17 protein-coding genes and 4 pseudogenes are annotated in these 17,464 nt (G+C 64.9%); 12 read left to right on the top strand and 9 right to left on the bottom strand.

From position 1 onward, the window contains the following. The first annotated feature begins 38 nt into the window (after nucleotides 1-38). Together MPSD_RS30525 and MPSD_RS09990 are read left to right on the top strand one after the other, a co-directional pair. Nucleotides 39-1,994, top strand: a pseudogene (locus tag MPSD_RS30525) (PE domain-containing protein). Nucleotides 1,995-2,108: 114 nt separating this feature from the next. Next, nucleotides 2,109-2,543, top strand: a complete 435-nt coding sequence (locus tag MPSD_RS09990; protein ID WP_020787977.1) for a RidA family protein — start codon at nucleotides 2,109-2,111, stop codon at nucleotides 2,541-2,543. On the opposite strand, the gene MPSD_RS09985 is transcribed toward MPSD_RS09990, so the two are convergent. Continuing rightward, nucleotides 2,471-2,851 carry a DUF952 domain-containing protein gene (locus MPSD_RS09985; RefSeq protein WP_083866433.1) on the bottom strand — a complete coding sequence of 127 codons (381 nt, stop codon included), beginning with the start codon at nucleotides 2,849-2,851 and terminating at the stop codon, nucleotides 2,471-2,473. The genes MPSD_RS09990 and MPSD_RS09985 overlap by 73 nt on opposite strands. 126 nt (nucleotides 2,852-2,977) lie before the next feature. Between MPSD_RS09985 and MPSD_RS09980 the strand changes: the two genes are divergently transcribed. Together MPSD_RS09980 and MPSD_RS09975 are read left to right on the top strand one after the other, a co-directional pair. Further along, the gene (locus MPSD_RS09980) at nucleotides 2,978-3,163 is read left to right on the top strand and encodes a DUF7455 domain-containing protein (RefSeq protein WP_086085219.1); all 186 of its coding nucleotides are present in this window, start codon (nucleotides 2,978-2,980) and stop codon (nucleotides 3,161-3,163) included. A gap of 65 nt (nucleotides 3,164-3,228) precedes the next feature. Continuing rightward, nucleotides 3,229-4,203 (top strand): YihY/virulence factor BrkB family protein, encoded by a 975-nt coding sequence (locus tag MPSD_RS09975; RefSeq protein WP_020787978.1) that lies wholly within the window; start codon nucleotides 3,229-3,231, stop codon nucleotides 4,201-4,203. On the opposite strand, the gene MPSD_RS09970 is transcribed toward MPSD_RS09975, so the two are convergent. Continuing rightward, nucleotides 4,204-4,443 (bottom strand): DUF3039 domain-containing protein, encoded by a 240-nt coding sequence (locus MPSD_RS09970; protein ID WP_020728402.1) that lies wholly within the window; start codon nucleotides 4,441-4,443, stop codon nucleotides 4,204-4,206. Nucleotides 4,444-4,488: 45 nt separating this feature from the next. On the opposite strand from MPSD_RS09970, the gene MPSD_RS09965 reads away from it, so the two are divergent. From MPSD_RS09965 to MPSD_RS09955, 3 genes are all read left to right on the top strand, one after another. After that, nucleotides 4,489-4,917, top strand: coding sequence for a DUF3099 domain-containing protein (locus tag MPSD_RS09965; protein ID WP_020787979.1), 429 nt, complete (start codon nucleotides 4,489-4,491; stop codon nucleotides 4,915-4,917). A 164-nt stretch (nucleotides 4,918-5,081) separates the two neighbouring features. Further along, nucleotides 5,082-6,053 (top strand): sigma-70 family RNA polymerase sigma factor SigB, encoded by a 972-nt coding sequence (sigB, locus tag MPSD_RS09960; protein ID WP_015355326.1) that lies wholly within the window; start codon nucleotides 5,082-5,084, stop codon nucleotides 6,051-6,053. 151 nt (nucleotides 6,054-6,204) lie between these two features. Then, the gene (locus MPSD_RS09955) at nucleotides 6,205-6,897 is read left to right on the top strand and encodes an iron-dependent transcriptional repressor DtxR (protein WP_012393787.1); all 693 of its coding nucleotides are present in this window, start codon (nucleotides 6,205-6,207) and stop codon (nucleotides 6,895-6,897) included. 1 nt (nucleotide 6,898) lies between these two features. On the opposite strand, the pseudogene MPSD_RS09950 reads toward MPSD_RS09955, so the two are convergent. The 3 genes and pseudogenes from MPSD_RS09950 to MPSD_RS09935 all read right to left on the bottom strand — a co-directional run. After that, nucleotides 6,899-7,807 (bottom strand): annotated as a pseudogene (locus MPSD_RS09950) (DUF4192 domain-containing protein); the annotation flags it as partial. Between the two features lie 20 nt (nucleotides 7,808-7,827). Continuing rightward, the gene (locus tag MPSD_RS09945; RefSeq protein WP_420811895.1) at nucleotides 7,828-9,030 is read right to left on the bottom strand and encodes an ISAs1-like element IS2404/ISMul1 family transposase; all 1,203 of its coding nucleotides are present in this window, start codon (nucleotides 9,028-9,030) and stop codon (nucleotides 7,828-7,830) included. A gap of 144 nt (nucleotides 9,031-9,174) precedes the next feature. After that, a pseudogene (locus MPSD_RS09935) lies at nucleotides 9,175-9,342 on the bottom strand (DUF4192 family protein); the annotation flags it as partial. A gap of 114 nt (nucleotides 9,343-9,456) precedes the next feature. On the opposite strand from MPSD_RS09935, the gene sthA reads away from it, so the two are divergent. Continuing rightward, a complete protein-coding gene (gene sthA, locus MPSD_RS09930; protein ID WP_086085828.1) occupies nucleotides 9,457-10,863 on the top strand; it encodes a Si-specific NAD(P)(+) transhydrogenase in 1,407 nt (468 codons plus the stop codon). Nucleotides 10,864-10,870: 7 nt separating this feature from the next. Here sthA and MPSD_RS09925 read toward each other — a convergent pair. Beyond that, nucleotides 10,871-11,697: pseudogene (locus MPSD_RS09925) on the bottom strand (trypsin-like serine peptidase). Nucleotides 11,698-11,939: 242 nt separating this feature from the next. Between MPSD_RS09925 and MPSD_RS09920 the strand changes: the two are divergent. The 3 genes from MPSD_RS09920 to MPSD_RS09910 are packed head-to-tail and all read left to right on the top strand — an operon-like array spanning nucleotide 11,940 to nucleotide 14,723. Continuing rightward, nucleotides 11,940-12,917, top strand: coding sequence for a proteasome assembly chaperone family protein (locus MPSD_RS09920; RefSeq protein ID WP_012393783.1), 978 nt, complete (start codon nucleotides 11,940-11,942; stop codon nucleotides 12,915-12,917). Between the two features lie 48 nt (nucleotides 12,918-12,965). Next, the gene (locus tag MPSD_RS09915; protein WP_012393782.1) at nucleotides 12,966-13,991 is read left to right on the top strand and encodes an alpha/beta fold hydrolase; all 1,026 of its coding nucleotides are present in this window, start codon (nucleotides 12,966-12,968) and stop codon (nucleotides 13,989-13,991) included. Between the two features lie 45 nt (nucleotides 13,992-14,036). Next, on the top strand, nucleotides 14,037-14,723 hold the full coding sequence (locus MPSD_RS09910; RefSeq protein WP_020787985.1) for a PhzF family phenazine biosynthesis protein: 687 nt from the start codon (nucleotides 14,037-14,039) through the stop codon (nucleotides 14,721-14,723). 9 nt (nucleotides 14,724-14,732) lie between these two features. Here MPSD_RS09910 and MPSD_RS09905 read toward each other — a convergent pair whose 3' ends face one another. From MPSD_RS09905 to MPSD_RS09895, 3 genes are all read right to left on the bottom strand, one after another. Then, nucleotides 14,733-15,218 (bottom strand): peroxynitrite isomerase, encoded by a 486-nt coding sequence (locus MPSD_RS09905; protein WP_011741150.1) that lies wholly within the window; start codon nucleotides 15,216-15,218, stop codon nucleotides 14,733-14,735. Nucleotides 15,219-15,246: 28 nt separating this feature from the next. Beyond that, a complete protein-coding gene (nrdR, locus tag MPSD_RS09900; RefSeq protein ID WP_020787986.1) occupies nucleotides 15,247-15,711 on the bottom strand; it encodes a transcriptional regulator NrdR in 465 nt (154 codons plus the stop codon). Nucleotides 15,712-15,873: 162 nt separating this feature from the next. Further along, entirely contained in the window at nucleotides 15,874-16,416 is a 543-nt protein-coding gene (locus MPSD_RS09895) for a hypothetical protein (protein WP_012393778.1), read from the bottom strand. A gap of 308 nt (nucleotides 16,417-16,724) precedes the next feature. On the opposite strand from MPSD_RS09895, the gene lexA reads away from it, so the two are divergent. After that, nucleotides 16,725-17,447, top strand: coding sequence for a transcriptional repressor LexA (lexA, locus tag MPSD_RS09890; RefSeq protein ID WP_020787988.1), 723 nt, complete (start codon nucleotides 16,725-16,727; stop codon nucleotides 17,445-17,447). Nucleotides 17,448-17,464 lie beyond the last annotated feature (17 nt).

Here is a 17,464-nt window from a genome sequence, read left to right as displayed (position 1 = left end):
GTTCTTTGGCAGTACTGACGCTCCCCGGGAGGTCGCCCATGCCGTCCTATGTGTTCGCCACGCCCGAGGCTCTGACCACGGTTTCGTCGGACCTGGCCGGGATCGGCATCGCCATTCGGTCGGCGAATTTGACGGCTGCGCCCTCGACAACGCAGGTGTTAGCCGCGGCACAGGACGAGGTCTCGGCGGCGATCGCAGGGTTCTTCAGCGGCCATGCCCAGCAATTTCAGACGCTCAGTGCGCAGGCCTCGGCCTTTCATGACCAGTTTGTGGAGACACTGAGCGGCGCCAGTGGCGCCTACGCGGCAGCCGAAGCGGCCAGCACCTCGCCGCTGCAGAACCTCGAACAGAGCTTGCTGGCGGTGATCAACGCCCCTAGCCAGGCGCTGACGGGGCGCCCGCTGATCGGCGATGGAGCCAACGGATCCCCGGGCACCGGGCAAAACGGCGGTGACGGCGGATGGCTGTGGGGCAATGGAGGCAATGGCGGCTCGGGTGCGCCCGGCGGCGCCGGTGGGGCCGGTGGGTCGGCGGGGCTGTAGGGCCGCGGGGGCGACGGGGGCGTCGGCGGGGACGCCACTATCGCCGGCGGGCCTGGCGGTAACGGTGGCGCCGGCGGAGCCAATGGGCTGATCGGAGGCGGTAACGGTGGCGCCGGTGGCGCCGGTGGCGCTGGCGCCCCAGGCGGCGACATCGCCGGTGGTACCGGCGGTGCCGGTGGCATCGGCGGGGCCAACCGTCAGCTTCTTTCACTAGACGGGACCGGTGGCGCCGGCGGCGGCGGCGGGTTCGGCGGCATCGGCGCTGCTGGAGGTGATGCCGGTGCCGGCGGGGCCGGCGGGGCCAACCAGGCGCTGTTGGGCGGTACCGGCGGCACTGGCGGAAACGGCGGCAACGGCGGTGCCGGCGGCGCGGGCGGCGGGCTCGGTGGCCAGGGTGGCGTGGGCGGTACCGGCGGCGTCAACCACGCGCTGCTGGGCGGCACCGGCGGTCACAATGGCCTTAACGGCAGCAACGGCAGTGACGGCATCACCGGGACGGGCTCTACCGGGGTGTACAAGCCCTACGTCGACATCACGCTGTGACCCTACCCGGATGGATCCGGATACAACTTCTCTGACGCCGCCAACGCGGGCATCACAGACGTCACGCTCGCGTTCATCACCGCCGACACCACAAATGGCCAAGCTGCCTGGGGTGGGTATACCGCCTACGACGTCACCGGCGGCTCCCAAATCTCCTACATCGAGAACCAGATCACCAACATGACCAACGCCGGCATCAACGGGACCATCTCCTTCGGTGGCCAGGCCGGCACCCCGCTCGCTGTGTACGCCGCGAACAACTCTCTCACCGCCACCCAGTTGGCCGCGCAGTATCAAGAGGTGATGAGCACCTATGGGATCTACAACATCGACTTCGACGACGAAGGCGCCATTCTGACCAACAGCTCGGCACTGACGTTGCAGGCCCAGGCGATCGCGCTCTCCCAGGCGTGGGGCACGGCCAACGGGACCCCGGTAACGGTCTCCTACACCGTTCCGGTGGCGCCCTCGGGTCTGACCGCTGAGGGCATGGCGCCGATCAATGCCGCGATCAGCAGTGGCGTGAACGTGTCGACAGTGAACATCATGGCGATGGACTACTACGACGACACCACCCAGATGGGCACCGCGGCAATCGACGCCGCGACCGCCACTCATGGTCAGCTGATGACGCTGTATCCCTCGCTCAGCAGCGATCAGGCGTGGGCCATGCTCGGCGTGACGCCCATGATCGGCGTCAACGACGACACCAGCGAAATCTTCACCCTCACCGACGCCCAAACGTTGACCTCGTTCGCGCAGGACAACAACATCGGCCAACTGTCGATGTGGCAGCTTCCTCGCGACCAGACCGGCGATATCGGGGTATCGAACAACAACGGCAGCGGAGTGGAACAGACGCCCTTCGAGTTCTCCGAGATCTTCGAGCAGTACGCCAGCAACTCCTGAGCCCGACCGCGGCCTGCCAACACATCTCGGCCTGCCCTCCCGCTGCATCGGCTTGAACTGCGGCTCAAGAAATTGAGCTGCACTCAGGGCCACTGAGGTCCTACTGTGACGCGCATGTCAACCAGCCGCACCATCATTTCGTCGGAATCGGATTTCGAGTCGGCCGTCGGTTACTCGCGCGCAGTTCGCATCGGCCCCCATGTCGCGGTGGCCGGAACGACCGGCAATGGCCCGGCCGGTGACATCGCCGCGCAAACCCGAGACGCCCTGCGGCGCATCGAGGTCGCACTCACCGATGCCGGGGCCAGCCTCGCCGATGTGATCCGCACCCGGATCTACGTGACCGACATTTCACGGTGGCGCGAAGTCGGCGACGTGCATGCGCAGGTCTTCGGCCACATCCGTCCGGTAGCCACCATGGGCGAGGTCTCCGCACTCATCGCGCCCGACTTGCTGGTCGAGATCGAAGCCGACGCCTACGTGCAGTCGCCAGGCGGGCAGCCAAGCCCCGAGACCGACCCGAAGGTGCCGTCGGGGCCTGGCCGGTAGGCGGTCACCCCGACCACCGCCTGCACCGGCAGCGGCCCATACAAATGCGGGAATAGCATCGAGGCCGGATCCGTTGGAACGCCTGGTTGCCACCGCACCGGTGACTGCAGCGCAGCAGGGTCGATGTGGAGCAGAACCAAGTCTGGACGGCCGTGGAACAGTCGATTCGCCGGAAGGTGCACCTGTTCGGGCGTCGACAGGTGGATGAACTCGGCACCAGGTTGTGGCGTTATGCACCCATGGTGACGAGCGTGCAACCACTCCTCGGCACCGCACATGTGCACCAGTGAACCGACCGTCGCAGACATACAGTCAGCTTGCCCGACCCGCAGGTCAAAAACTCGTGAGAAACGACACACCTCACAGCGGTCGGGGAACAAGGCGAAATCCCCATACGTCTGACAGAGTGAACTTACGCCAGGAACGGAGAAGCCATGACCGCAACTCTGACCAGTCCCGAATTGACTAGAGCAGACCGCTGCGACCGCTGCAGTGCAGCAGCGCGGGTGCGTGCGAAGCTGCCTTCTGGAGCCGTACTTCTCTTCTGCCAGCATCACGTCAACGAGCATGAGGCCAAGCTGCTCGAGCTAGCCGCAGTGCTGGAGGTCAGCGGCGACTAGATGCACCGAGCCAGCCCGGAGCCAACGTCGGCTGACCGAGCAGTCTTCGGTAATGCTGGACTGGTATGAGCGACCAAGTCCCCAGGCCGTCCCGCCATCACATCTGGCGTATTAGTTTAAGAACCCTCTCCAAAAGTTGGGACGACTCGATCTTTTCCGAGTCGGCGCAAGCGGGTTTCTGGTCGGCGCTGTCGCTGCCGCCGCTGCTGTTGGGAATGTTGGGCAGTTTGGCTTACGTGGCTCCGCTGTTCGGGCAGGACACGTCGCCCGCGATCGAAAAAACGATCATCTCGATGACCCACCGCTTCTTCTCCCCCAGCGTGGTCGACGAGATCATTGAACCCACCATCCGCGACATCACCGCCAACGCTCGTGGTGAGGTGGTATCGGTGGGTTTCCTGATCTCGCTGTGGGCAGGGTCATCGGCGATCTCGTCCTACGTCGATGCCATCGTCGAGGCCCATGACCAGACTCCCCTGCGTCATCCGGTGCGCCAGCGGTTCTTCGCACTCTTTCTCTACGTCGTGGGATTGCTGTTCATCGTCATCTCGGCGCCGGTGGCGGTGATGGGCCCGCGCAAGGTGAGCGAACACATCCCCGACAGCATGTCCAACCTCATGCACTACGGTTACTACCCGGCCCTGATCGCGGTACTGACCGTCGGGGTGATCATCTTGTACCGAGTATCGCTGCCGGTGCCGCTGCCGACCCATCGACTCATCCTGGGTGCCGTGCTTGCGATGGCGGTGTTTCTCATCGCCACGTTGGGGCTGCGGTTCTACTTGGGATGGATCACCCACACCGGCTATACCTACGGTGCACTGTCCACCCCGATCGCTTTCCTGCTGTTCGCATTCTTCGGCGGTTTTGCGGTCATGATCGGCGCCGAACTCAACGCCGCCATCCAAGAGGAATGGCCGGCACCGGCAACCCACGCGCACCGGCTGCGCAATTGGCTGCGGGCACGCACGGCTGCGGCTACCGGGTCCGCGGATTCGGAGTCACCGCAGTCCAACACCGCGGTCGACCCGCCGTCCTGATCAGTCCCTCTTGAGCTGTTCGTAGATCTGCTTGCAATCCGGGCAGACCGGCGAGCCCGGCTTGGCCGCCCGAGTCACCGGAAAGACCTCGCCGCACAACGCCACCACGTAATTGCCCATGACCGCGCTCTCGGCGATCTTGTCTTTCTTGACGTAGTGGAAGAATTTGGGGGTGTCGCTGCCGGTCCCGTCGTCGACGCGTTCTTCGGTATCGGGACGTTCGATCGTCTGCGTCTCCATGTATGACATTGTGCCTCCTGACTCGCTCCTGCCGGAATCCACCGGATGTGGGAGAGTGGAGGTATGACGCGAGACTCGGAGTTGAGTTTCGACGACTTCGACGACAAGCACCGCCCAGTGTTGATCACCGGCGCTGCGCCGTCCTACGAGGTGCAGCACCGAGCGCGAGTGCGCAAGTACCTGACCCTGATGGCCTTTCGGATCCCGGCGCTGATCCTTGCCGCGATCGCCTACGGCCTCTGGCACAACGGTTTGATTTCACTGCTGATCGTGGCCGCCTCGGTGCCGTTGCCATGGATGGCCGTACTCATCGCCAACGACCGGCCGCCGCGTAGCTCCGATGAGCCCCGCCGCTTCGACGACGCCCGGCGGCATACCGCCCTGTTCCCCACCGCTGAGCGGTTGGCGTTGGACGCCGGGCTGGAAGACCCCGCGCCACGGTGGGACGCGCAGCGCTTCGACGAGCGGGGCTAGTCCGGGTTCCGGTCAACCGACCCGGCGACACATTTCTCAGGACATTCTCAGCTCGGCGGCACATTCCTGCACGTCACGGGGTGTGAGATGACAGCTGCGCGGGAACTCTGCGGTGGAACCTGTCGTTAATCCTCATGACAGCACAAGCCGATCGGGAGGGCGAAATGGCACAGCCCATAGCAAGGGGCATCGTAGGCCGGGTTGACAGCGATCTGGACGCTCAAAGCCCTGCAGCGGACTTGGTGCGCGTGTATCTGAACGGCATCGGCAAGACGGCGTTGCTCAACGCCGAGGGCGAGGTGGAACTCGCCAAGCGCATCGAGGCCGGGCTCTACGCGGAGCATCTGTTGGCAACCCGCAAGCGCCTCGGCGACAACCGCAAACGCGAACTCGCCGCCGTGGTGCGCGATGGCGCGGAAGCGCGCCGCCACCTATTGGAAGCGAACCTGCGGCTGGTGGTGTCGTTGGCCAAGCGCTACACGGGTCGGGGCATGCCGTTGCTGGATCTCATCCAGGAGGGCAACCTGGGCCTGATCCGCGCGATGGAGAAGTTCGACTACACAAAGGGATTCAAGTTCTCGACGTACGCCACCTGGTGGATCCGTCAAGCCATCACCCGCGGCATGGCCGACCAGAGCCGCACCATTCGGCTGCCGGTCCACCTGGTCGAACAGGTCAACAAGCTGGCCCGGATCAAGCGTGAGATACACCAGAATCTGGGCCGCGAAGCCACCGACGAGGAACTCGCCGCCGAATCCGGCATTCCCGTCGAGAAGATCAACGACCTGTTGGAGCACAGCCGCGACCCGGTGAGCCTGGACATGCCGGTCGGCTCGGAGGAAGAGGCCCCGCTGGGCGACTTCATCGAAGATGCTGAGGCCATGTCCGCGGAGAACGCGGTCATCGCCGAACTGCTGCACACCGACATCCGCAGCGTGCTGGCCACCCTCGACGAACGTGAGCATCAGGTGATCCGGCTGCGCTTTGGCCTCGATGACGGCCAGCCACGCACCCTGGACCAGATCGGCAAACTGTTCGGCCTTTCCCGCGAGCGGGTACGTCAGATCGAGCGGGACGTGATGTGCAAGCTGCGCCACGGCGAACGCGCCGACCGGCTGCGCTCATACGCCAGTTGAGTAGTCAGCCCGTTGCCCGCTAGGTTGAGAGGCTAGGTACGAGACGGTGTGCCCGCCGCTATACGCGGCGGGCATACTGCTGCGGTGGGGTGTTTTGGCAGACCATGCAAGCAGCTGGCCAAGTAGACTCGGCGGCAACGGAGGATGCTGAATGAACGACTTGGTTGATACCACCGAGATGTATCTGCGGACGATCTATGACCTCGAAGAAGAGGGTGTCACCCCATTGCGCGCCCGGATCGCCGAGCGGCTCGAGCAAAGTGGGCCCACCGTCAGCCAGACCGTGTCGCGGATGGAGCGTGACGGGTTACTGCGCGTGGCCGGCGACCGCCACCTCGAATTGACCGACAAGGGCCGGGCCCTGGCGGTCGCGGTGATGCGCAAGCACCGCTTGGCCGAACGTTTACTCGTCGATGTCATCGGGTTGCCGTGGGAAGAGGTGCACGCCGAGGCATGCCGGTGGGAGCACGTGATGAGCGAAGACGTCGAACGGCGTCTGGTCAAGGTGCTCAACAACCCCACCACCTCCCCCTTCGGCAATCCGATTCCGGGTCTGCTGGACCTCGGTGTGGGACCGGAGTCCGACTCCTACGAAGCCAACTTGGTGCGGTTGACCGAATTGCCGTCGGGATCACCGGTCGCGGTGGTCGTCCGCCAGCTCACCGAGCACGTTCAGGGCGATATCGACTTGATCAGCCGGCTCAAGGACGCCGGCGTGGTACCCAACGCGCGGGTGACCGTCGAAACCAGCCCGGCCGGCGGGGTGACCATCCTCATCCCGGGACACGAGAACGTGACCCTGCCCCACGCGATGGCACACGCGGTCAAGGTCGAGAAGGTCTGACCTAGCCGGCGCATCGACCGTAGGGGCCCGATGCCCGCCGCGGAGGTAACTGCACCCCCAGCTGCTTTGCCAGCCGATAACCGGTGACCGCGAGGTCACGGATGTGCTCGGGGCGCAGACCGGACTGCAGCGCCGTGTCCAGCATGCCGGCCATGCGATGTCCTGGCGCGCAGCGCAGCGCCGCGTCCAGGGAAACCCCGGTCAGCGGCCCATCACCGCGCACATAGGCGCTGAACGCGAGCAAGACCAGCGCTTCGGCCCGGCATGGCGCCGGGAGCGCCCACGCCAGCACGCCCCACAAGGATTCGGCCTCATCCGCGTTTTCACCGACGGCAAGGGCATACAGCGTGTCGCGGACCTGAACGTCGGTCAGCGCGCATCCCAGCCGCGCCAGCTCCACCTCCGACAGGGATTGCCCGTCGGCAACCCGCGCGGCGGCGGCCATCGCGCTCTCGACGTCGCGGCGGGCGCATCGCGACGGGTCGGCCCGGTAGGAGATCTCCCGCTCGGCCGCGTGTTCGGCGAGGGCCCCGGCCAACTCGCCGGCACGCGCCGACTCGTCCAGCTCGACGACGGCTTGCAGGTCGGCACGCCGCGGGTAGAGACGGCGCCCGTCCAACACCGCCGCAACGGCCAGCGGCGACGCCGCCGGGTCGTCTATCAGCCCGCTAGAGCCGCACCCATCGACGCAATGCCAGCGTCCGCCCACCGCGATCTGGTCCACCACATGCGCCGCCCGCAGCACCACGTTGTGTTGCGAGAGCGCCTCGGCGAGCGCCGCGCACACTCGCCGGTACACCTCATTGCACGCCGGGCACTGTGCGCCGCCCTCGTCGACGATCACCGCGATGGCGGCCTGCGGATCGGCCCCTCCCGCGACCTCGGCGAGATGCTCGACCCGGTCAACAAGCAGGGCTCCGGCGTTGTTGATTAGCAGGCTTGTGAGCTGGGGAATTGTGGATTGAGGAGGTCTAGGCGGCGGTTGGCGGTCAAAGCGGTGATCCGGCAGGCTTCGGCGATGTTGTCGGCGCCGTTGAGGCGGTGCAGATTGATCGCGGTGTTGCGTAGCGTTGCTAGGACCTGTGCGCCGTTTCCGGTATGTGCCCTTTGACGGTCTTCGTCGAAGGTGACGTCGCGTATCCAGTGCAGGCTGTTCTCGATTCCCCAGTGTTGACGCATCCAGGTCATGATCGCGGTAGGGCGGGCGTGCTCGAACGGCAGGCTGCAGATGGCATAGACCACCTCCACGCTGCGCTGGTCGGTGGCGGTGATCAAGCGTTCACGAGTGATCCGGATGATTTGTTTTGCGTAGGGGAAGCCGATTCCTCGTGCAGCGGTGATGATTTGCAGGGTGCGGGTCTCGACACGGCCGTGGCCGCGGGAGTCGTCGGTAGCGGCTGCGGGCACCTCGGCCCAGGGCAGCGCGGTGATACGCGCAAGTATTTTGGCTTGGTTGGACTTGACGATCATCAGGTAGTGCGACTTCAAGGTGGCGCAGATCAACTTCGCGGTGACGACCTGGGTATGCATCGCATCCACGGTGACCAGCCACCGCAAGCTACCCGGCAGCAGCGTGAGCAGGGCACGTACGCAGGGAATTTCATTGCTTTTCTCGGCGACAGCGAGTTGACCGAGCACCAATCGGGCACGGTGGGCGAACACCGACACGAGATGCGTGGCTGTCGCTTTGGCGCGTAAAGCACCACGCAGCATCTTGCCGTCCAACGCGATCGGCACCAATCCACTGGGGTCGCTGCTGGCCACGTGTGCAGTGAAGTAACTGCCCATCCTGGCGTTGAGGTCGGCGGGGTCTAGCCGAGACAAAACAGCGCGGAAGGTCTTCTCACTGGGCCGCCGGAACCGGACCCCTAATTGGGCCAACACATCATCGGGAGCGGTGGCCGCCCATGTGGCAAAACCAGCATAGCCGCGCATCCCCGCGGCAGTGGCCAGAACCGCGATCGCCAACAAAGCCATCAGCGAATACCTCCGACCGCGTGGGCCCCTCGGGTCTGGCACCGAGGCCAACACATCGAGAAACTCCGATCCGATGAGCTCGCTGCGCTCACCAGGACTCCAGCGGTCGAACACCTCTGGAACCGACGACACAGGCAATACTGAAACGGTAGGCACGGGCAACTCCAGACCAACGACGAACAGTAACCAACTCGATCGTTCTCCAGATAGCCCGTGCCTACACTCCGGCCCCAATAGCGCGGCACCAAAGATCATCAACCCAGCTCACAAGCCTGCTAATCAACAACGCCGGAGCCCTGGGTCAACAAGGTCCTCGGACAAGTCGGCGCGCAGCACCGAACCCAGTTCGCCGTCATCGAGAGATACCAAGACCAGAGACTTTTCCGGCACGAATCCGAGAATGGCCAGAAGTGCCGCAATAAGTGCGGCAGGACGATTCAGTTCAAATTCAGATCGATGCTTCGTCATAGGCCTCAACGCTGGCCCTGCACACCGTCAGCCGGTGCACACACCGGGCGACCCAACTGCCCTCCTGTGGACGAATTGCCCACTGTGCGTTCTACTGTCTATTCCATGGGGTCGATGCGCGAATACGACATGGTGGTTATTGGTTCTGGGCCTGGCGGCCAGAAGGCCGCCATCGCCTCGGCCAAATTGGGTAAATCCGTCGCGATCATCGAGCGCGGCCGCATGCTGGGCGGGGTATGCGTCAATACGGGCACCATCCCGTCAAAGACGTTGCGCGAGGCGGTGCTTTACCTCACCGGCATGAACCAGCGCGAACTCTACGGAGCCAGCTACCGCGTCAAGGACCGAATCACCCCCGCCGACCTGCTGGCACGGACTCAGCACGTGATCGGCAAGGAAGTCGACGTGGTGCGTAACCAGCTGATGCGCAACCGGGTCGACCTGATCGTCGGCCATGGCCGCTTCGTCGACCCGCACAGCATCGTGGTCGAAGACCAGACACACCGGGAAAAGACCACGGTGACAGGCGATTACATCGTCATTGCCACCGGCACCAGGCCGGCCCGGCCATCCGGGGTCGAGTTCGACGAAGACAAGGTCCTCGACTCCGACGGGATCCTGGATCTCAAGTCGCTGCCGGCCTCGATGGTCGTGGTGGGCGCCGGAGTGATCGGGATCGAGTACGCGTCGATGTTCGCCGCGCTGGGCACCAAGGTGACCGTCGTCGAGAAGCGGGACAACATGCTCGACTTCTGCGATCCCGAGGTCGTCGAAGCGCTGAAATTCCACCTGCGCGATCTGGCGGTGACATTCCGGTTCGGCGAAGAGGTCACCGCGGTCGACGTCGGCTCAGCGGGAACGGTCACCACCCTGGCCAGCGGCAAGCAGATCCCCGCCGAAACGGTGATGTACTCCGCCGGACGCCAAGGCCAGACCGACCACCTGGATCTGGCCAACGCCGGACTCGAGGTCGAAGGTCGCGGGCGGATCTGGGTGGATGACAAGTTCAGGACCAAGGTCGAACACATCTACGCGGTGGGCGACGTCATCGGCTTCCCGGCGCTAGCCGCAACATCGATGGAGCAGGGCCGTCTCGCCGCCTACCACGCATTCGGCGAACCCACCGACGGCATCACCGAACTGCAGCCGATCGGCATCTACTCCATCCCCGAGATTTCCTACGTCGGGGCCACCGAGGTGGAGCTGACCAAGAACTCGATCCCCTACGAGGTGGGCGTAGCACGCTACCGCGAGCTGGCCCGCGGTCAGATCGCCGGCGACTCCTACGGCATGCTCAAGCTGCTGGTCTCCACCGAAGATCTCACCCTGCTGGGCGTGCACATCTTCGGTACCAGCGCCACCGAGATGGTGCACATCGGGCAGGCCATCATGGGCTGCGGCGGCACAGTCGAGTACCTGGTCGAGGCGGTGTTCAACTATCCGACCTTCTCCGAGGCCTACAAGGTGGCCGCGCTCGACGTGATGAACAAGGTCCGGGCGCTCAACCAGTTCCGCCGCTGATCGGGCCTCACAAGCACGCGTCGTCGAACTCGACCGGCGGGTCGTCGCCGGGTCCGCCGGCTTCGGCACGAACCAGAAGGGCAGCGGCGTGTTCGTCCAACGGTGCCGAATACGAGACGCTCTCGGTGCAGCCACCGCCTTCTAGACCACCGATTACCCCAGTGACGGTCCCAGCACTGACCCAGGGCGCCCCGCTTGTGCCGGCCACCAGGCCGTCGCATGACAATTCCGGAAACCCGCCCTCCGTGACCTCGGTGTTCGCCGAACAGGCGATGGGCGTGTCATCCAGACCCGCCGGGTAGCCGGTGACGGTCACCGGGGCGCCCCGCGCCGGGGCTCGGCCCAACAGCAGCGCGGAGCCGACCCGTGCTTGCAGCGATCCATCGCCGCTGACGCGGGCGATCGCGTAGTCGGCGCGCGGATCCTGGTTGGCGATCCAGCGTGGATCGAAATAGACCTGGTCGATCTTCCATCTCGACGGCGGCGGGTCGGCGCCGCCGAATCCCGGGATGAAGGACACCGCCGTGTGACCGCCCAGCAGGCAATGCGCGGCGGTCAGGACGAGGTCACCGCTGGTCGAATGCAACACCGCGCCCGTGCAGATGTGCACCGGCCCGTCATCGAGGAAGATCGCGCCACCCGCGGGTCCGGATCCACCGGGACGGCCACCGCGGCCTGGTTGCCGGGCGGGCTGGACCGCTGCCCGGGCAAGGAAGTTTGCTCAGACCGCTCACCGGCGCTGGGGGCTTGGCTGGTTGGCCGCCCGCAGCAACTCAGTAGCAGCGCCAGGCCGCCCCACAAGCAAATCACCGCAGCCAGGTTGCGCATCGACACCCATCTTGACCCATCTGGCCCCACCGCCGGGCGGCAAGCGGATGCGGATCGCTTTCACCTCGCCAATACACTTGTCAGCAACCCGCGCCACCGCATGACGCCGGCGACAGCGAATACAGCCGGGCGCTCGCGCGTTATGTATGAAACGAACAAACGAGTTTGTAATTAGTCACTGGTGCCCACTGATCTGCGAGACACTGATCAGGGCACCCTGGTCCGACCCCTGAGAGGAGGCAACACCCATGGCGCATGACCAAGACCCAGGCGAGGCGCAGGACTACCAGCCGGGCCAATCCGGCATGTATGAGCTTGAGTTCCCCGCGCCCCAGTTGTCGACGTCCGATGGCCGCGGTCCGGTGTTGGTGCATGCTTTGGAGGGCTTCTCCGACGCCGGTCATGCGATCCGGCTAGCCGCCACCCACCTCAAGGATGGTTTGGACACCGAGCTGGTCGCGTCGTTCGCGATCGACGAGTTATTGGACTATCGCTCGCGGCGACCGATGATGACGTTCAAGACCGACCACTTCACCAAGTATGACGATCCAGAGCTGAGCCTTTACGCACTGCGTGACAGTGTCGGCACACCGTTTCTGCTGTTGGCCGGGATGGAACCCGACCTGAAATGGGAGCGGTTCATCACCGCTGTTCGCCTGCTGGCCGAGCGGCTGGGGGTGCGCCAGACCATCGGATTGGGCACCGTTCCCATGGCCGTCCCGCACACGCGTCCCGTCACGATGACCGCTCACTCCAACAACCCGGAGCTCATCGCGGACTTCCAACCGTGGATTTCCGAAATCCAGGTTCCGGCGAGCGCATCCAACCTGTTGGAGTACCGGATGGCTCAGCATGGCCACGAGGTCGTCGGATTCACCGTGCACGTCCCCCACTACCTCACCCAAACCGACTACCCCGCTGCCGCGCAGGCACTGCTGGAACAGGTGGCCAAGACCGGTTCACTGGACCTTCCTCTAGCCGCACTAACAGACGCATCGGCGCAGGTCGGAGCCAAGATCGATGAGCAAGTACAGGCAAGCGCGGAAGTCGCTCAAGTGGTGGCAGCCCTCGAGCGCCAGTACGATGCGTTCATCGACGCCCAGGAAAACAGATCACTGCTAACGCGCGACGAGGATCTGCCTAGTGGCGACGAGCTGGGCGCGGAGTTCGAACGATTCTTGGCCCAGCAGGCAGAGAAGAAGTTCGACGACGACGACCAGCCATAACGCCCCCAAAAAATACGCCCCGGTCGGCCAGACAATGAGGTTGCCGAGATGACCGAGCGCAAGCGCAATCTTCGCCCGGTGCGGGAAGTGACTGCGCCGTCGCTTCAGTTCCGCACCATCCACGGATACAAGCGAGCGTTCCGGATCGCCGGGTCAGGTCCCGCGATCCTGCTAATCCACGGGATTGGCGACAATTCCACCACTTGGACCGGTATTCACGCCAAGCTCGCCCAGCGGTTCACCGTCATCGCCCCCGATCTGCTGGGGCACGGAAGGTCCGACAAGCCGCGCGCCGACTACTCGATCGCGGCCTATGCCAACGGCATGCGCGACCTGCTCAGCGTGCTCGACATCGAGCGCGTGACCATCATCGGCCATTCGCTCGGCGGCGGCGTTGCCATGCAATTCGCCTACCAGTTCCCACAGTTGGTGGACCGACTCATTCTGGTCGGGGCCGGTGGAGTTACCAAGGATGTCAACGTCGTCTTCCGTTTGGCCTCGCTGCCGATGGGCGCCGAGGCGTTGGCGTTGTTGCGGCTGCCCATGGTCCTGCCAACGGTTCAGCTCGCCGGCAAGGTGTTGGGCATGGCACTCGGCTCCACCGCGCTCGGCCAAGACCTTCCCAATGTGCTGCGAATACTCGACGACCTCCCCGAACCAACGGCCTCGTCGGCTTTCACCCGCACATTGCGGGCCGTGGTCGACTGGCGCGGCCAGATCGTCACGATGCTCGATCGCTGCTACTTGACCCAGGCCATCCCGGTGCAGATCATCTGGGGCAGTCGAGATGCCGTGGTCCCGGTTCGCCACGCCGAAATGGCACACGCGGCCATGCCGGGATCCAAGCTCGAGGTCTTCGAGGGATCCGGACATTTCCCGTTCCACGACGACCCCGCTCGTTTTATCGACATCGTCCTGCGCTTCATCGACAGCACCCAGCCTCCCGAATACGATCAAGCGGCGCTTCGGGAACTGCTGCGCACTGGCGGCGGTGAACGAACCGTTTCGGGCCCGGCCGACACCCGCGTGGCGGTGCTCAGCGCCATGGGTTCTGACGAACGCAGCGCCACCTGACCAGCCCTTATGCCGACGCCTAGGACGGCGTCGTAGAGTCGGGCCATGGGCATCGACGTAACGGTGTTGCGGGTCTTCACCGATCCAATCGGCAACTTCGGGAATCCACTCGGGGTGGTCGACGCCAGCAAGGTTGAACCCCGTGACCGGCAGCATCTGGCGAGCCGATTGGCCTACAGCGAAACAGTTTTCGTCGACCTTCCGGCCACCGGCTCGCACACCGCACACGCCACCATCTACACCCCCCGCACCGACATCGCATTCGCCGGCCACCCGACCGTTGGTGCGTCCTGGTGGCTGCGCGAGCAGGGAACACCGGTCAACACCCTGCAGGTGCCGGCCGGTCTCGTGCAGGTGCATCACGACCGCGACCTCACCACGATCAGCGCCCGCGCGGAGTGCGCACCCGAATTCGCTATCCACGACTTGGATTCCCCTGATGCCCTCGCGGCCGCCGACCCCTCTGACTTTGCCGATGACACGGCGCACTACCTATGGACATGGACCGACGACGCCGCCGGTGAGCTGCGGTCGCGGATGTTCGCCTCCAACCTGGGAGTCGAGGAAGACGAAGCAACCGGTTCCGCCGCAATGCGGCTTACCGACTACCTCAGCCGCGACCTCACCATCACCCAGGGCAAGGGATCAATAATCAACACGACCTGGAGTGCCGAAGGCTGGGTCGCGGTTGCCGGACGAGTCGTCAGCGACGGCGTGACGCACGTCGACTGACCGGGCGGATCAGGACTTTCGGCGCAACCGAGCGCCCAGATGGTGTTGCAGCGGCAGTCCGACCGCTCCCATGCGCAGCCGGTAGGACAGCTCGTCTCCGACCATCCGGAAAGATCGGCTCAGCGCAGTCACCTCTTTTGCCGTGGGGGTCATGCCGATGGCCGTGGTGACCATTTCCATCTCGATCACCCCGCCGCTTGCCGAATAGGTGCCCACCTCGATTTCGGTGATGCCACTCGGATGAGCCAGGACCAGCTCGACCTGGCCTGGTTTCGGCACGCGCAGATATCCGGTCTCCGCATGCAACGGCGTCCCGTCGGCAACTGCCCTGGTCTTCTGTGCGTAAACCAGGAACGGCTTGCCTACATGAGAGAACACAACCTCTTCGAGATATTCGAACGGCTCGATCGTCGGATACTCGCCGGCACCTTGTCCCGCCCAGGTGCCCAGCAGCGGGGCCAGCGCATCAAGATCCGGGTGCAAGTCGGCAGGCATGGGGCCAGCCTAACGAGGCGGCAATGGCTCAGCTCGAAGTAGGAACCTGGCGGTGTGCGCGCAACGCCTCGATTTCGCGCTCGAAATCCTCGGCCGAGGAGAACGAGCGATACACCGATGCAAATCGCAGGTAAGCCACCTCGTCGAGTTCACGCAGCGGCCCAAGGATGGCCAGGCCGACTTCGTGACTGGGGATTTCCGGCGAGCCAGCGGCGCGAACCGAGTCCGCCACCTGCTGGGCAAGCAGGTTCAGCGCGTCGTCGTCAACTTGGCGCCCCTGGCACGCCCGGCGCACCCCGCTGATGACTTTCTCCCGACTGAATGGTTCTGAGACACCGCTGCGCTTGACCACGGCAAGGACCGCGGTCTCGACAGTGGTGAATCGTCGCCCGCATTCCGGACATGACCGGCGACGCCGAATGGCCTGGCCCTCATCGGTTTCCCGCGAATCGATCACCCGGGAATCGGGATGCCGGCAGAACGGACAATGCATGGCCGCTCCTTCGGCGTCCTGACAATGCGGTACCTCGGACCTTTCCGAGAGTACCTGCGCGCTCCCCCGCACTGCCAACGCCGTCGCAATCCACCTCCGCTCGACGCCGCGGTAGCCGAGGAGCGTTGATGTGGAGCGGTTTTCGCTGTTCATCGGAGTGCGCTAGCCAACCGGCGCAATCAGCGTCTGCCCGGAAGCCGGCATCGACGAGCCCAACGCGTTCAATTCCCGGATGCGCTCGACGACCTGTCGAACCGGCGCGTCCGGAGCGACTCGAGCCGCCACGTCCTGCAGCGACTCCCCCGCGTCCACCCGGACCACCGCGAGCCGGTCCGGCACGCCCGATGAGATGGGTGACACATTGGCGGAGCCGCCATTGGCCATCTCGCCGAAGTGGGCGACCAACCCCAGCCAGAGCGTGATGATCGCGGCGAGCAGCGCCAGGCCCACCGTCGTCGCAACCGAAGCGGGACGCCGGCGATGGGCCGTGGCCGACAGCGCCACACCGGTGCCCCGGTAGCTCAGCGGGGCAACAGCCGGACGCGATGGGCGGACCCGCCGCGACGTGGCCAGCCTGCCCCGGCCGGTGACAGGCTCGTGGATGGCCCCCCCGACCGGCCCTCGAATGAACCTGCGCGCCTCACGGGTGCCCAACCGGACGGGCACGGCGGGCGAGACGGGCTGGACTGCCTGCATGAGTGTCATGTTCGTTCCTCCGGCTGACGGTTTATCGCTCAAGTGTTCGATACTGTAGTCGCTCACGTGTTCGATTTACCGAACATTTGATCGAGGCGTGTCGCTCGAGCAAAACGCTAGACCAAGCCACCGACAAGACCTGCCGGTCGCAACCAACTCCCATTTGCTGCGAATACCCGGCCTCGCGCCGAGTTACACCTTTGTGATTCGCCAGTTCGCGCCGCCGCGGCGGGCACCTGAGGCATGCCACTAACCCCGCGACACACTGGTCGAACACATGTTTGATTCTTGGGCGCGGTACGGCTACATTCAGTCCCATGAGCGACAGCAGCGACACCACGGTCGACGGGGCGAGTGACGGAGCCAGTGGAGCGGACAATCGCGCGCAATTAGTAGACACGGCGTTGACGGAGCGGCAGCGCACCATTTTGAACGTCATCCGGACGTCGGTGAACGATCGCGGATACCCACCGAGCATCCGGGAGATCGGCGATGCCGTCGGCTTGACGTCGACCTCGTCGGTCGCGCACCAACTACGCACCCTGGAGCGCAAGGGCTATCTGCGCCGCGACCCCAATCGCCCCCGCGCCGTCGACGTGCGTGGCGCTGACGACACGGTGACCGCCGCCCCGGTCACCGATGTCGCGGGTTCGGACGCGCTGCCGGAACCCACGTTTGTCCCGGTCCTGGGACGCATCGCGGCCGGCGGACCGATCCTGGCCGAGGAAGCCGTCGAAGATGTGTTCCCGCTACCGCGTGAGCTGGTTGGCCAGGGAACACTGTTTCTGCTCAAGGTTGTCGGGGAGTCCATGGTCGAAGCCGCGATCTGTGACGGCGACTGGGTGGTGGTGCGACAGCAGAACGTCGCAGACAACGGCGATATCGTTGCGGCGATGATCGACGGCGAGGCGACGGTCAAGACGTTCAAGCGCGCGGGAGGCCAGATATGGCTGATGCCGCACAACCCCGCCTTTGATCCGATCCCCGGCAATGACGCGACCGTGCTCGGCAAGGTGGTCACGGTTATCCGCAAGATATAGCGGCACCCGGGGTGCCA

This window comes from Mycobacterium pseudoshottsii JCM 15466 (genome assembly GCF_003584745.1).
Lineage (GTDB): Bacteria > Actinomycetota > Actinomycetes > Mycobacteriales > Mycobacteriaceae > Mycobacterium > Mycobacterium marinum.
Note: the sequence above shows the minus strand (reverse complement) of the source record. Positions and strands in the feature narration are given on the sequence as shown.